The sequence below is a fragment of the Novosphingobium sp. ST904 genome, assembly GCF_001298105.1.
Taxonomy (GTDB): Bacteria; Pseudomonadota; Alphaproteobacteria; order Sphingomonadales; family Sphingomonadaceae; genus Novosphingobium.
This window is the reverse complement of sequence record NZ_LGJH01000085.1, coordinates 1-13,888: the sequence shown is the minus strand read 5'-3', so window position 1 is coordinate 13,888 and position 13,888 is coordinate 1. Positions and strand designations below refer to the sequence as shown.

At 60.4% G+C, this 13,888-nt stretch carries 13 protein-coding genes; 11 read left to right on the top strand and 2 right to left on the bottom strand.

Features of this window, described 5'->3' with window-relative positions; all coding sequences use genetic code 11:
* Positions 1–334: 334 nt before the first annotated feature.
* Positions 335–1,516, bottom strand: a complete 1,182-nt coding sequence (locus ADT71_RS01645; protein ID WP_054434505.1) for a hypothetical protein — start codon at positions 1,514–1,516, stop codon at positions 335–337.
* A 550-nt stretch (positions 1,517–2,066) separates the two neighbouring features.
* On the opposite strand from ADT71_RS01645, the gene ADT71_RS30995 reads away from it, so the two are divergent.
* The 6 genes from ADT71_RS30995 to ADT71_RS01615 all read left to right on the top strand — a co-directional run bounded on the left by ADT71_RS30995 (position 2,067) and on the right by ADT71_RS01615 (position 8,372).
* Positions 2,067–3,254 (top strand): hypothetical protein, encoded by a 1,188-nt coding sequence (locus ADT71_RS30995; RefSeq protein ID WP_132470243.1) that lies wholly within the window; start codon positions 2,067–2,069, stop codon positions 3,252–3,254.
* 28 nt (positions 3,255–3,282) lie between these two features.
* Complete coding sequence (locus ADT71_RS01635) at positions 3,283–4,758, top strand: hypothetical protein (protein ID WP_054434500.1); 1,476 nt, start codon at positions 3,283–3,285, stop codon at positions 4,756–4,758.
* 72 nt (positions 4,759–4,830) lie between these two features.
* Positions 4,831–5,481 (top strand): hypothetical protein, encoded by a 651-nt coding sequence (locus tag ADT71_RS30990; protein ID WP_156336396.1) that lies wholly within the window; start codon positions 4,831–4,833, stop codon positions 5,479–5,481.
* Complete coding sequence (locus ADT71_RS01625) at positions 5,481–6,467, top strand: TniB family NTP-binding protein (RefSeq protein ID WP_054434495.1); 987 nt, start codon at positions 5,481–5,483, stop codon at positions 6,465–6,467. Before ADT71_RS30990 ends, ADT71_RS01625 begins: the two co-directional genes overlap by 1 nt.
* Complete coding sequence (locus ADT71_RS30985; RefSeq protein WP_156336394.1) at positions 6,464–8,044, top strand: hypothetical protein; 1,581 nt, start codon at positions 6,464–6,466, stop codon at positions 8,042–8,044. Before ADT71_RS01625 ends, ADT71_RS30985 begins: the two co-directional genes overlap by 4 nt.
* On the top strand, positions 8,013–8,372 hold the full coding sequence (locus tag ADT71_RS01615) for a hypothetical protein (RefSeq protein ID WP_156336393.1): 360 nt from the start codon (positions 8,013–8,015) through the stop codon (positions 8,370–8,372). Before ADT71_RS30985 ends, ADT71_RS01615 begins: the two co-directional genes overlap by 32 nt.
* 68 nt (positions 8,373–8,440) lie before the next feature.
* Here the strand turns inward: ADT71_RS01615 and ADT71_RS01610 are convergent, their stop codons facing one another.
* Positions 8,441–8,863 (bottom strand): hypothetical protein, encoded by a 423-nt coding sequence (locus ADT71_RS01610; protein WP_132470252.1) that lies wholly within the window; start codon positions 8,861–8,863, stop codon positions 8,441–8,443.
* Positions 8,864–9,066: 203 nt separating this feature from the next.
* Between ADT71_RS01610 and urtA the strand changes: the two genes are divergently transcribed.
* From urtA to urtE, 5 genes are all read left to right on the top strand, one after another.
* Positions 9,067–10,281 carry an urea ABC transporter substrate-binding protein gene (urtA, locus tag ADT71_RS01605; protein WP_054434507.1) on the top strand — a complete coding sequence of 405 codons (1,215 nt, stop codon included), beginning with the start codon at positions 9,067–9,069 and terminating at the stop codon, positions 10,279–10,281.
* A gap of 48 nt (positions 10,282–10,329) precedes the next feature.
* On the top strand, positions 10,330–11,220 hold the full coding sequence (urtB, locus tag ADT71_RS01600) for an urea ABC transporter permease subunit UrtB (protein WP_054434487.1): 891 nt from the start codon (positions 10,330–10,332) through the stop codon (positions 11,218–11,220).
* Positions 11,221–11,582: 362 nt separating this feature from the next.
* Positions 11,583–12,254, top strand: a complete 672-nt coding sequence (locus ADT71_RS32590; RefSeq protein ID WP_231635485.1) for a hypothetical protein — start codon at positions 11,583–11,585, stop codon at positions 12,252–12,254.
* Positions 12,251–13,003, top strand: a complete 753-nt coding sequence (locus ADT71_RS01590) for an ABC transporter ATP-binding protein (protein ID WP_054434485.1) — start codon at positions 12,251–12,253, stop codon at positions 13,001–13,003. Before ADT71_RS32590 ends, ADT71_RS01590 begins: the two co-directional genes overlap by 4 nt.
* Positions 13,000–13,719, top strand: coding sequence for an urea ABC transporter ATP-binding subunit UrtE (gene urtE, locus ADT71_RS01585; RefSeq protein ID WP_054434483.1), 720 nt, complete (start codon positions 13,000–13,002; stop codon positions 13,717–13,719). The genes ADT71_RS01590 and urtE overlap by 4 nt, the downstream gene beginning before the upstream one ends.
* Positions 13,720–13,888: the final 169 nt, after the last annotated feature.

Genomic DNA, 13,888 nt, shown 5'->3' with positions numbered 1-13,888 from the left:
TGCCCCCCATGATCTGATGATCAAACAGGCGGCATGAACGACAACCGGGATTAGCTTAACTCAGCCGCCAAACTGTCCAAGAAGGCGGGACCACCTCACTAATCGGCTTCGTGTCATCCCTTTCGAGATCAAAAAATCAGACGCAGTTAACGGCGGCTTCAACTTCGAGAAAGGTGTTGCCGGGGGAGGTCATCAGGGCGCTGTTTGGCAGCGCCTTGGGTAGCATTCCCATTCGATCAGACCCGCCAAAGGACGTCGCCCAGTTTGGCAGCCCTGTCGACGTGGCGATAGTCCGCGCAGTCGTAAATAAGATTGCCCATCGCGATCCCACAGCTCACGGATGAATATCTTGAGTATCTGGCTCAAACATTTTTCGCGCGTCTTCTAGGCTCGAAAACAGCGGCGCAAACAGATGACGAAGACTGTTCAAAACTCCTTTTAGGCTCCGAACTCGAGCAGGCGATGGCTCAGGATGCGCAAATTCCCTCAGAACCTCTTCATTCCAGCGGTCGACGCTCGTCCGGACCAAGCGGCGTGCTTCGTCGATTGGAATCCCGTGTTCAGATGACGCGCTCTCAAATCTCTCCATAGCCATCGGCTTAAAACTAAAAGGGGGAAGGCGATCGCCGAGCCAGCGCAATATCTCGGTACCGTGCCGGCGAGGACCGGTATCGATCACCTCAACTGTCGGCCGGTTGATTTCGTGGAACCTTTCACTCGTCACAAGATCTGCGAATATTTCGATATCGCGCGCTGCGACCCAAACCACTCCTTGAATTCTCGTGGCGGTAGACAGATCCGTTTTCGCAAAATCTCGAATCCGCTTCCCAAAATCGTCCAGCGCTAGTCTGATCTCCTCTCCGCCACCATAGCTCGCCATCAAGGCATGACCCAGAATAAGCTTGGTCTGACGGTCGATGATAAGGGTAATAATCGCCAAGCGATCAAGCTCTCCGTGCTTCACGCTTAGATCTAGATGGACTTGGTCAATCGTCAAATGGGCGCCGATGCCCCCGATGTCCTGTTTTGCGGTGGGCAGACGCCGAAGCGCATGTACCCTCCTCCGGATTGCTGATCGTCCCGGAAATGGCAGGTCCTCAAGGTCTGCCTTTTCTATGATCGCCATCTCAATTTGCGAAATCCGCGCATCGGGTTGAACGGAAAGCAATTTGCGAAGGTATATCTCCAAGGGCTCTATTAGGCCGTCGCGAGCAACCGATTTTCGGACAACATTTCTAAAGCTAGGGGTCAGTCCTCGGGTCGGCCCAAGCTGTCGAAGCTTAGCCAGCAGATTGAAGAACTGCCGTCTGCCCACGCCTAACTCGGCTGCGGCTGCAGTCACAGCTTCAGCCCCCGACAACGTGTAATTGATGTAATGATCCATTACCTGCAAGCGTTGTTCCATCACGCTCTGCTTCTCACCGGACTGGACCGCCAAGAGAGCGAGTTCGTCCTCTAGGTGCCATCCTTCCGGAAGATAGCGCGCAATCAGCGCATCTCGATCTTCGCGATCCATACCCTATTCGCATCTCCAAGAATCTCCGATGGAGACAACGGTGCATACAATAGTGAGCAGGAAAGATGTTGCAACCCTCTCCATAAGCTCACATAGGTGAAATGAATTCTGACGCTGATTGCAAAAAAGTTCTTGCAACCCCCTCAATCTAGCTCATACAGGTGAAGTGCAATGAATTCTGACCCTGAATGAGATAGCGATGATCTTCATATTCCCCCCGAAAGCCCCACAACCTCCCTGACGCTTGCGCTTCGCCCCGAAAAATATGCGGCCGTGTCGTCCGTGAAGCACGAAACCCTCTGCCGGTGTCCACCGGCGGAAACGAGGGATTTGTACCTTGATCAGGAGAGTTCATTTGACCCGTTCATCAATCGCACGGAGCAACAACTCGATCGGCCTACGCTCATCTGTCTGGTCGACTTTGACCGGCGGAAAATGCCGGGGTCCGCCGCGCTAAGATAAACTCCACTAGCAAAAATTGAATCACGTTTCCAGCGCGCTGGCAGCGAACGGACGGTCGCGTCCGTGATCAAACCCATAGGAGTGTCTTATGACTTACAATAAAATTTCGAACGTGCTCGCCGACGGCGGCGAGCGCGGACCCACCCGCGCGCTCGATAATTCTAAGCCGCACGACATGATGAGCGTCCGTGAAAAAGCGTCTCGAGAGCGTAATTATATCCAATCGCGCGCCAAAACGACAACGAATGAGCCCGCTACTGTGCGTGCTTCGCTTACCCCGATTGGAAACGATTCTGAAGGTGCTTCAATGTCCGAAGCAGCTGACGAGCCCCAGGTTTTCAATAGAAATACACAGATCGAAGGCATTCAGGCGTGTGATCCTTGCGATCCTGCTCACGGGACCGAGGAGCCGTATGATGAGGCGGGAGTACTCCCCCGGCCTATTATGATCCCGCATCCCTCTGAGTGTCTCCCGCGGCGTAAACGTAAGTCGAAGTGGCTGCCCCGACAGGACCGGCGCAACGCCTCGCCATGGCGTCCGTCACAGCCGAAGGTGGAGGGCTGGCACTCGCCGGTCCTCCATCTCGGGGAAGATGGCCAAGCTGTGCGCATCAACTTTACGTATCGGAACGGCGGCACCAGTACTGCAGCCCGTTTCAGCGTGAAGGCGCGCTCGCTGCAATACACTGAGGGTCCTCACGAGAGCCGCTATTTCCGTTTTCTCGAAACGGATTATCGGGTCTGCGATTTTCAGTTCCAGATCGCACGGATCGAGTGGCTGACGTCGACAGGGTTCGTGCGCTCCTACACGTTCGATGGCGGACGGCAGGATGAAACCGGAGTGATCACCTTTTTCGAAATCAAGGCTCATCAGGCCTATTTCGAGGAGCCCGAGACCTACGACCGGCTCCAAGAGGCCGAAAAGGAATTGGCTCGCCACGGTATCAAGCTTGAGCGCATCGTCGGAGATCGCTTCGAAGGCGTGATCGTGGATACGATCAACGACGTCTACATGGACCGTTCGGCATCCTTTTCCCGCGAACAGGAATATCGGGCCCTCGAGCAGATTGAAAAGGACGGCGGTGTCACGCCGCTCGGGAAGTTACGGGAGTCCGTCCATACGGACCCCCGTCACGGGCGGGCCATCGCCAACGCGATGCTGGTCCGGCGTATCGTGGGATTTTCCCTTCGCCGACCCCTTACTCTCGACACGCCCGTGCGTCGGCCCGCGCGACTTCCTGTCGGCGTCAGCCCGTTGCGTAATCTCAAAATCTGATTCTCGTCGCCTCCCGAAAGGACGCTAAATGTCGACTCCATTCACTCTCCCCCTTCACACGATCCTCGATCATGAAGGCCGCAAAATTCAATACCAAGGCCACCTCGGGGATAATCTTCTCAGTTTTACAGACGTCCGCAGCGGCTCGCCGGTGACGGTCATCGATCCAGTCACCGGGGCGAAAGGCATGGCAACCTTCGAATGGGTTGCCCAAGAGTACGCGGCGGGCCGCTTGAAGCGCCAAACCCCTTCGGTCGTCGATCGGCAGGGCCGTCAGAAGGAGGTCGCCCGCCTTGATGCCGCAGCATGCATTGCCCTCGACAAGAAGTCGTCGTGGCGAATGGCGTGGGCGCTTAAGGCGTACCAGGCGGGGCTCGCAAAGACAGACTTGGCATTCGGAAAATTCATCACCGGCAAACGGTCGGAAATCGTCAGTTCGGAGAACTTTCCTCCTCCGTCGCCGTCGACACTTCGCCGGCATGTTCGCGTTCTTGAGAATGTCGGTTCCTCGATGAGCGTCTTCGTGTCCGCAGCTGGCCGGGCCAACGGTCAGTCCCAGCTCGTCGAATCTGAGGACGCGCTCGTTCATGATGTTGCACTTCGATATTGGACTACACCGAGGTGGAGCATCAGGGATGCCTATGCGATCCTGGTCCGCGAATGGGGGGCACTGCTCGATGCGGGCGTCACGGATCTCAGCAATTCCGTCCCTACCTACGAGACGCTTCGGCTTCGCGTCAGAAAGCTTGAAACTTTTGAAACGGTTTCTGCCCGGAAAGGCAAGGAAGCGGCTGAGCGCCAGTTCACCGCTTCTGGCGAACCAGTCCCGACGACACGCCCTTTCGAACGGGTCTATTTTGACGGCACGGAGTTGCGACAGATTGCGACCCTCGGCGACGACCTGAAGGTGGCAGGATCAAAATTGAAGTTGGTCTACGGTTTTGACGATTACACGCAGTTCGCGATGCCACCCGTTACTTTCCCCGGTCCCTATCGCGAGGAGATGTCCGTGGAGGCAATCGTCCGTATGATGACACCGCCAACCGAGCTAACCGAGGAAATGCTGGAAGAGGAGCCTTGGGCTGCCTGGGCCTTCGGCACTCCAACGACGATAGTACCCGATAACGACCGAACCCTGATTCCGCCCGGATACATCCCAGCGCTCGCCGAACTGGGCCCGGAGGTCGAGCTTCCGGAGACCTATCATTCGGACGCCAAGGCCAAAATCGAGGCCTTTCACAAATGGATCAAGGGGCGGCTGCGCGAGATGCCGGGCACGGTTTACGGCCGTAGCCGATACAAGAACATCAAATATGATCCCGTTGCTGACGCGGAGCTATCGGTATTCCAGTTTCGCCGCATTATAGCCCAGCTGTTTTGGGAACATAATACAACGCCTCGCGATGACTTGGGTGGACGCTCCCCGCTCGCGCTTTTGAAGAGCTACATGTTGGCGAAGGGCGGGCCGGTCATCGATGATCCGGTCATGTCCGGCGAATGCTAACTCAAAGCACACCCGAAGAAGTTTTGCTCACCACAAATGGAGTAGAATTCGACGGCATCCGCTATCGCTCAGATGAAATCACGGACCTCCTTAGCGACAATCTTGCGAGCACGCCATGGCGACCGGCTTGAAGGAACTGCAAAGTGCCTTGTCGACATTCGTACCTTCGAAGGGGACCTCGATACGATCGAAGTCCATAATCGGGTGCGCAAATCCTTTGTAACCCTCTATTCCACGCAGCCAACCTATACCTCGGGTCTTAGCCGCTGGGAGCATGCCGAATATGGCCGGCTTGCCCGGCTTCGCAACGAGGAGTTCAAAACTGAGGAGCAGCGCTGCCGTTCCAGGCTGAAGTCGCTGGACGTGATCGACAAGGAGGCCCCCAAGCTTGCCTTCAAGAGCCGAGCAAAGCTGGCCGCCCTGCGCGACAGCGAACAAGTTCGGATCTTGAGCGGAGCACGGGCGCGGAACGGGATCGCGAAGTGTCCTGGAGTGAGCCCCCACATCTCCGGAGCGAGCTTTGGAGATCTGCGGCGGTCGCCTGAATCGCCACCTCCCGGGCCGCAGAATGAACAGGTCGCCGAACGGGCTAGTTCGTACCGACAGGGCGGGCAGGGTGTCGCTAGTCTGGGACAACCCTCGTCACCCGTGCGCGGACCGACAGTTTCTCGTGACTGGGACGAGCTTGGCGATGATCTCGGTGATGAGACGGATTACGACTGATGGCGACGGATGACCTTGGGCGTCAGCCCCGTCACCTCTCCGGGGTGCGTTTCCCGGATTTCGGAGACCTCCACGCTTCGGAGCGCGCGTCCGCCGCGACGGAGGCGTTCAAGACGATCTGGATCGATCACGCTCCGCAGCAAGCGATCATCGCCCGCGTCTTGAAGCTGCATCGGGACAGCCTGGCAATCCGTGGACAGCCCCTAGGGGGACTCCGGCTGTCCCAGGATTCTCAGGCCGGGAAAAGTGCCACCTTCGGCCGCGTGAAGCAGATTCTCGCGGACCAAAGGGCCGAGCAGAGACTGCCGCCAAATGATTATCAGGTCCTCATTGTCGGGCTCGACAAGAAGACTTCGCTCAAATCGGTATTCCAGGATGTCCTGCTCGAGATGCATGACCCCGACTGGAGTACCGGGACAGAAAAGGTGCTTCGTGTGCGCATCGACGAATTCGTTCGACGCTTGGGCGTCGAGCTTCTGGTCGTTGACGAGATTCAGCATCTGAGGCGCGAGGGCAATGACGTGAACGATGTGACCGACGCTCTGAAGCGGTGGTTGGATGCCGGAAGCGTGCCGTTGGTACTCGTCGGGAACATGGACTCGCAGCCATTCTTCGAGCGCAACAAACAATTGTGCGCCCGGCTTGGCACCCCTCTCGATCTTTCGCCCTTGGCAGCCTCAAAGCAGCGTGATGCGATTCATTTCAAGGCATTTTGCTCCCGTTATGATGACAAGCTGGTCGAGTCTGGTGCAGTCAGGAAATCGCCGGGTCTCAGTGGCTCCGCCATGCTTGAGGGGCTGATTATCGCCTCCGGGGGGCATGTGGGACGGGTGTCTCGCATCTTGGAACAGGCGGTTGAACACGCGGCCTGGCGAGACGCCTGGACTGTCGAGCAATATGATCTCAGCCATATCGTCAGGACTTACGCCATGCCGATGGGTTGGATTTCGCATGATCCATTCTCTGTTGTGGAGGAGCAGTCATGAGAACCTCACCCTTAGTCGCAACCGCTGAAGATCCGGTTCTAACGCCGCTCAGATTCCCGGTGATCCCGTACGCCGACGAAAGTCTTCCGGGTTTGGTGGCTCGTGCCACGCGGGAGCATGTCTTGGAGATGACGTCCGTGGTGCTGCGGCGGGCCGGGCTTCGGATCTCGGAACCGGCTGCAATTTGCCAAGCGCCGGCAGAGGATCTTGACCGACTCGCCCAGGTTTTGCGGTGCGAAAGGGAAGATCTGTGCGATCGGACCCATCGTTATTTCCCGAATGCGTGGCGCCGCGGCCCAGTTAGTTTTGGCGCAGCTGTTGTCTATCGCGAAGATATTCTGCTCGATCGGCGCCGGATATCGCCGTTAACGCTTCAGACCTCGGAGCATCATCGTGCCGCGTGGTTGCTTGGTCTGCTTCCCTATTGTCCACTGAGTTTGGAACGTTTGGTCGATGAGTGTCCAAACTGTCCTGGCAAGAAACTTGGCTGGCGGCGTTCGTGGGGCATCGCCAATTGCGAGCGGTGCGGCGAACTCGTGCCCCCGTCGAGCGCAGCCCCCCTTATACCCGAACATATAGAGAATTACCGTCTCTTTGCTGATCTGATATCTTTCAGTCCGGAACGCCGGCGCTTAGCTCTTGCTCAGGTACCTGCAGAGGTACAGGCCCTGCAGCCGCAGACGCTCTTGAATTGCGTCATTCGGCTTGGCGCTATTTGCCGCCCTGATCCAGTCGTCTGGTTGAAGCGGAACGCCGTCAAGTCCCTCCCTTCGGACCTCTTGGTATCTGTCGTGACGAACGGCACGGCGATGCTCAGAAACTGGCCCCAGAGCCTGAAAAATTGGTCGCAAGACGAGTTTGATCGGCTTGCGCCCGACTATAGCGCCATTCGCAAATCACGCCACACGATCAAAGTAATGGCTCGAGATAATGTCCTTCACCCGCAGCAGAAGCAATTTTTCCAAATGGCGCTGCCGGAGATATTCGAAGGCTTGACCCACAGTATCGCTGACTCGGAGGAGACGATCCCCGGGAAAGAAGTGGCCCGGATCGCAGCCTTGGAAATGCGTGAAGTTCGCGCGCTCTGTGATGCGGGGATTCTTGCCTTCGGTTTCGAACGTGGGACATCGGAAACACGGAAAAAGTTCCTGAAGTGGCAGGCTGAGGAACTCGGCAGCTGTCTTCGAGGGGCGGTGTACGCGACGCAACTAGAAACGAAATTGGGTCTTCCCTTATATGCGATCGAGCAATTGTGCTGCCTTGGGATCATCGACCAAGAGCGTCATCTCGGTGTTTTGCATCTTCGGCCTGACCTCATGATCAAAACGTTCGAGCAGCGAAGTCCTTTATTCAAGGTTGGAGACTACCGCTCAGCCGTCCCCAACGGGTCCAGGCACGGCACCGCTTGGAACTGCTGCACGTCGCGTCGGCGGCAGGATGAAGCCATGGGGGGCGATTGTAGCAGCCTTGCTAGATGGCAGCATTCCATATTGGCTGGCGTCCGGGCCGAACTACGCACGTCGGATAAGAGTGCGGCGCGCGGATATGGCCCGCTTCGATCAAACCGATTTTTTTGAGGCGGATTATCCTGGTTTCGCATTTTCCCAATATTTGGTTCGGCGCGATGCCGACGAAATTTTGAACTTCGATCCGAACCAGTCCCGGGAATTATTGAAGCTCGAGCTCCTGAAATTTCACAGGAGTGCAACCAGTCTAAAATCTGATCGCGCTGACGTACTAATGCTGGCTCAGCGGATAATTTCGCCGGCTGAGCTTTCCGAACGCTCTGGCCGGAGTTCGCAATCTGTCGTAGTTGAACTGAAGCGATTTAATATACCCCGTATCGCGTTCGGGTGGGATCGGCGGGTCATATCCAAAATGCAGCAGTTCGCCGAAATTCTCTAAAGATTTCCCCGAGCTAGATTTAGCCGCTTTCCCGAGAAGGACAGCGGCCATTTTTTTGCCCAATATTTTTAACGGTCATTCTTGCTTGTCTGAGACAAGCCCACGGTCAGAATAGCTTGTATCCTAAGCTTGTCGGATTTCGAGAAAGTCTCGGGATTCCGCGCTGCCGGTCGGTCACGATAAGGTTGGGGCAGGGTGATGAAGTCCTTCTTCATCCGCGCGCGGTCCTCGGCGGTGGGCTGGCGGCCGGTGAGCGTGCGGAAGTCCTCCACCATGGCGGCTTCGGCTTCGGGCGTGTAGCGGATCGGTTCGCGGCGGGTGGTTTCGAGGGCCAGATAACCGGCGAACAGGGCCGCTCCCGCCATGAGGAACGGCACCAGCGGATCGCGCAAGGCCTTGCGGCAGGCTTTGCGAACAGCCTGCCCCGTCAGTGCGGCGCTCTTTCCCGGTATCGGAAGGGCTGTGCCGCTCGGCAAAGCTCTCGAAATCAACGAACGCTCCGCCTGCATCTGTCTGCCTTGTCCCTCACGTGCGGTGCTTGCCTGCACCCGCGAAGCCGATCCTAGGTCGGCGGCGGGGGAAGCAGCCTACGTCAAATGACGCATTCGACCGGACGGCCGGTTTCCATAGCCTTGGCAGCATCCGGTTTCTTCACAGCCCCGCCGCGAAAGGGGCCTTCCACTTGGAGATTTTCATGATCCGATCCCGGCTGGGCACGCTGGTGGTTTCGACATTCGCCCTTGCGCTGGCGTCCTGCTCGGGCTCCGGGACGGGCGGCGAAAGCGCCGTGGGCGACGGTATCGCCGTGGGCGTGCTGCATTCGCTGACCGGCACCATGGCGATCAGCGAAATCACCGTGAAGAACGCCGAAATGCTGGCGATCGAGGAGATCAACGCAGGCGGCGGCGTGCTGGGCAAGAAGATCGTGCCCATGGTGGAGGACGGCGCTTCCGATCCTTCCACTTTCGCGCAGAAGGCCTCCAAGCTGATCGAGAGCGACCACGTCGTCACCGTGTTCGGCGGCTGGACGTCTGCAAGCCGCAAGGCGATGCTGCCGGTGTTCGAGCGCACGAAGAACCTGCTCTGGTATCCGGTGCAGTTCGAAGGCAACGAATGCTCGGCCAATATCATGTATTCCGGCGCGCAGCCCAACCAGCAGGCGCTGCCCGCGCTCGAATGGGCCGCGAAGCAGGGCTACAAGTCCTACTTCCTCGTCGGGTCCGACTATGTCTACCCGCGCACCGCGAACCTGATCCTCAAGAAGCATATCGACAAAGCCGGGATGAAAGTGCTCGGCGAAAGCTATGTGCCGCTGGGCGGGACGGACTTCTCGGGCGTGATCGGCAAGATCCAGCAAGCGAAGCCGGCGATCATCATCAACACGCTGAACGGCGATTCCAACGTCGCCTTCTTCAAGCAGATGCAGGCGGCGGGCCTCAGCCCCAGGACCATGCCGGTCATGTCCTTCTCCATCGGCGAGCAGGAAGCCAAAGCCATGGGCACCGCGCTGGTCGAGGGCAGCTTCGCGGCCTGGAACTACTTCCAGAGCCTGCCGGGCGATGCCAACGGCAAGTTCATCAAGGCCTACCAGAAGAAGTTCGGCGCGGACGCCGCCATCACCGATCCGATGGTCCACGCCTATCTCGACGTCTACGCCTGGAAGGCGGCCGCGGAAAAGGCCGGAAGCACCGACCCCGAGGCGGTACGCAAGGCCGCGGTTTCGCTGGGCGCTTTCGATACGCCGATGGGCAAGGTCAGCTTCGCGGGCAACCAGTCGCTGGTGCAGAAGGCCTATATCGGCAAGCTGAAGGCGGACGGCCAGTTCGAGATCGTCTCGGACTCCGGCGCCGATATCCAGCCCGAACCGTACGACGCGCTCGCCTTCCCCGGCAAGTCCTGCAAGCACTGACGAAAGGCGCCGGCGGCGATCCCCATCGCCGCCGGTGACGGCCCCGCCATGGACCTCGCACTCTTTTCCAACCAGCTGTTCAACGGCGTCTCGCTGGCCTCGCTCTACCTGCTGGCCTCGCTGGGGCTCGCGCTGTCCTTCGGGATCATGCGGGTCATCAACATGGCTCACGGCGAGATGCTGATGCTGGGCGGCTATCTTGCCTGGCTGACCCTGATGGTCGTGCCGGGCGGGGCGGGCATCCTGCTGGCGCTGCCGGTGGCCTTCGTGGGCGCGGCGGCGATGGGCGGTGTGATCCAGTCCACGGTGATCCGCCGCCTTTCCGCGCGGCCGCTCGATACCCTGCTCGCCACCTGGGGCGTCAGCCTCATCCTGCAGCAGGCCGCGCGCGACCTGTTCGGCGCCATCGGCGTGGAAGTGCGCGCGCCGGACTGGCTGAACGGCAGCTTCGTGCTGCTGGGCGTCACCATCCCTTCGGCCCGGCTCTTCATCATCGTCATGGCCGTTCTGGTGCTGGCGGGGCTGGCGCTGCTGCTGCTCAAGTCGAAGATCGGCCTCTTGACGCGCGCGGTGAACCAGGACCGCATGATGGCGTCTGCCACCGGCATCGACGTGAAGCGGGTGGATTTCATGGTCTTCTGCCTCGGTTCCGGCATCGCGGGTCTGGCGGGCGTCATGCTGGCACTGCTCGGCCCGGTGACGCCGAACGTGGGGCAGAGCTACATCATCCCGGCTTTCCTCGTGGTCGTCATGGGCGGGCTCGGCAGTATCGTCGGCACCACCGCGGCCGCGCTGATCCTCGGCGTGTTCTCGGCGCTGGCGCAGATCTACGTGGACGTCAGCGTCTCGCAGATGCTGCTGCTGGTCTTCGTCATCCTGTTCATCCAGATCCGCCCGCAAGGCGTGGTCGCAGTAAAGTCGCGCCAGCTCGATGCCTGAAATCGCCATTCCCGAGCCGCTGAGGCGTGCACTCCCCTGGGTGCTGCTGGTCCTTGGCGCTGCCGCCCCGTTCTATCTCTCGGCCTATGACCTGAACCTGCTCGCGCGGTTCATGGCGATGGCGATCCTCGCCTGCGGGCTGGTGCTGATCTGGGGCCACGGCGGCATCCTCAGCCTGGGGCAGGGCGTGTTCTTCGGCCTCGGCGGCTATGCCATCGCCATGCACATGAAGATGGCGGACCTGCCTGCGGGCGAACTGCCGGACTTCATGGTCTGGAGCGGCCGCGAGACCCTGCCCGGCTGGTGGGCGCCCTTCGCCAGCGGCCCCTTCACGCTGGCCGCTATCCTGATCGTGCGCGCTGGTGGCCGGGCTGTTTTCCTGGGCGGTGTTCCATCGCCGGGTCGGCGGCACGTATTTCGCGCTCATCACGCAGGCCCTGGCGCTGGCGTTCTCGACGCTGATCATCAGCCGCCAGGACGTGACCGGCGGGTTCAACGGTTTGACCGATTTCACCTCGGTCTTCGGCTTCTATCTGTCCAGCCCCGGCACCGCCAACGGGCTTTACTGGCTGACGCTGGCGATCCTCTGCGCGGTCTATGCGGGCCTGCGCTTCCTGCTTGCCTCGCGCTTCGGCATCCTGCTGCGCGCCGTGCGCGACGGGGAGAACCGCGTGCGCTTCCTCGGCTATGCCACCACCCCGTTCAAGACCGTGGCCTTCGCGCTGGCCGCGCTGCTGGCGGGCGTGGCGGGGGCACTGTTCACGCTTCACGCCGGCGTCGTCTCGCCCGCGCTGATCGGCGTGGTGCCTTCGATCGAGATGGTGATCTGGGTCGCGGTGGGCGGTCGCTACTCGCTGGCAGGCGCCATCGTCGGCGCGCTGGCGGTGAACCTTGCGCGCGATGCGGTGTCGAGCGCTTTCCCGGAAATCTGGCTCTACTGCATGGGCGCGCTGTTCATTCTCGTCGTCACCCTGCTGCCCAACGGTTTCGCCGGACTGGTCAGGGTCGGCCTCGTCAAGGAGCGCAAGGCATGAGCGCGGTTGCCGATCTTCTGCTCGCCATCGACGGCGTGACCGTGGACTACAGCGGCTTCAAGGCGCTCGACGGGTTCAGCATGACGCTGAACAAGGGCGAGACCCGCGTGGTGATCGGCCCCAACGGCGCGGGCAAGTCCACCTTGTGCGATACGATCATCGGCCGTGTCCGCCCCACCGAAGGTCGCATCGTGTTCAGGGGGGAGGACATCAGCCGCCTGCCCGAACAGGCCATCGTCGGGCGCGGGATATGCCGCAAGTTCCAGGCGCCCGGTGTGCTGCCGATGCTGACGGTGCGGGAGAACATGGCGCTGGCCGCGCGGCAGGACCGGCGCTGGTGGAAGAGCTTCGGACTGGGCATTCCCGCCGCCGACCGCGCGGTGATCGAGGACACGCTGGAACGCGTCGGCCTGATCGGCCGGGCCGAAGTACCCGGCGGCCAGCTTGCCCACGGCGAGAAGCAGTGGCTGGAGATCGGCATGGTGCTGGCCACCGGCGCGCAGCTTCTGCTGCTGGACGAACCCACCGCCGGCATGGGGCCTGCCGAAACCGCGCGCACCGCCGAACTGATCCTGAGCCTGGGCGGGGAAAAGTCCGTCCTCGTCATCGACCACGACATGAGCTTCGTCGAACAACTGGGAGCGCCCGTTACCGTCATGCACCAGGGCAAGTTCCTGAAACAGGGCTCGATCGCCGAAGTCCGCGCCGATCCGCAAGTCGCGGCGGTCTATCTGGGACACGCGGCATGAGCGAGGACCTGCTGACCATCAAGGGCCTTTGCGCCGGCTACGACCAGAGCCAGGTTCTCTGGGACCTAGATCTGGAACTGCGGCGCGGCGAGGTCATGGCGCTGATCGGGCGCAACGGCGTGGGCAAGACCACGCTGCTCCACGCGATCATGGGCACGCGCCTGGTCACCGGCGGCGCGCTGACTTTCGACGGCGCGGAGGTGACGGCCAGCCCTTCGCATCACCGGGCGCGGGCGGGGATCGGCTTCGTGCCGCAGGGCCGCCATATCTTCCCGCACCTCACGGTGATGGAGAACCTCGAAACCGGGCTCTGCGCCGCCGGGCCGCGTGCGGCGCAGGACGGGGGCAAGGTGCCGCAGCACATCTTCGACCTGTTCCCCAAGCTCTACGATATCCGGGCCCGCGCGGGCGGCTTCCTGTCGGGCGGGGAGCAGCAGCAGCTTGCCATCGGCCGGGCGCTGGCGGGGCGGCCGTCGCTGCTCCTGCTCGACGAGCCGACCGAGGGCATCCAGCCCAATGTCGTCCAGCAGATCGAAGCCGCGCTGGCCCATGTGCGGGACGAACTGGGCATGACGATCCTGGTGGTGGAACAGTACCTCGATTTCGTCTGGCGCTTTGCGGATCGCTACGCCGCGATGCAGGGCGGGCGCATCACGCACCGCGGCAACGTGGCCGAACAGAGCGCGCAGGACGTGGCGCACCTCGTGCAGATCTAGGGTCAGGACCCATTAATCACGCCTGTGAGGTTTGAATCAAAATGGCTCAGAGCGAGGAAGGAAGGCGTGGTAATATGTCTATATTTCAAGCCTTTCTGACGCTGCACTGGGCATTTTGATCAAATCCCTCCGGGACACCGGAATGGCTTCCATCTCGGGCCAAAGCGGC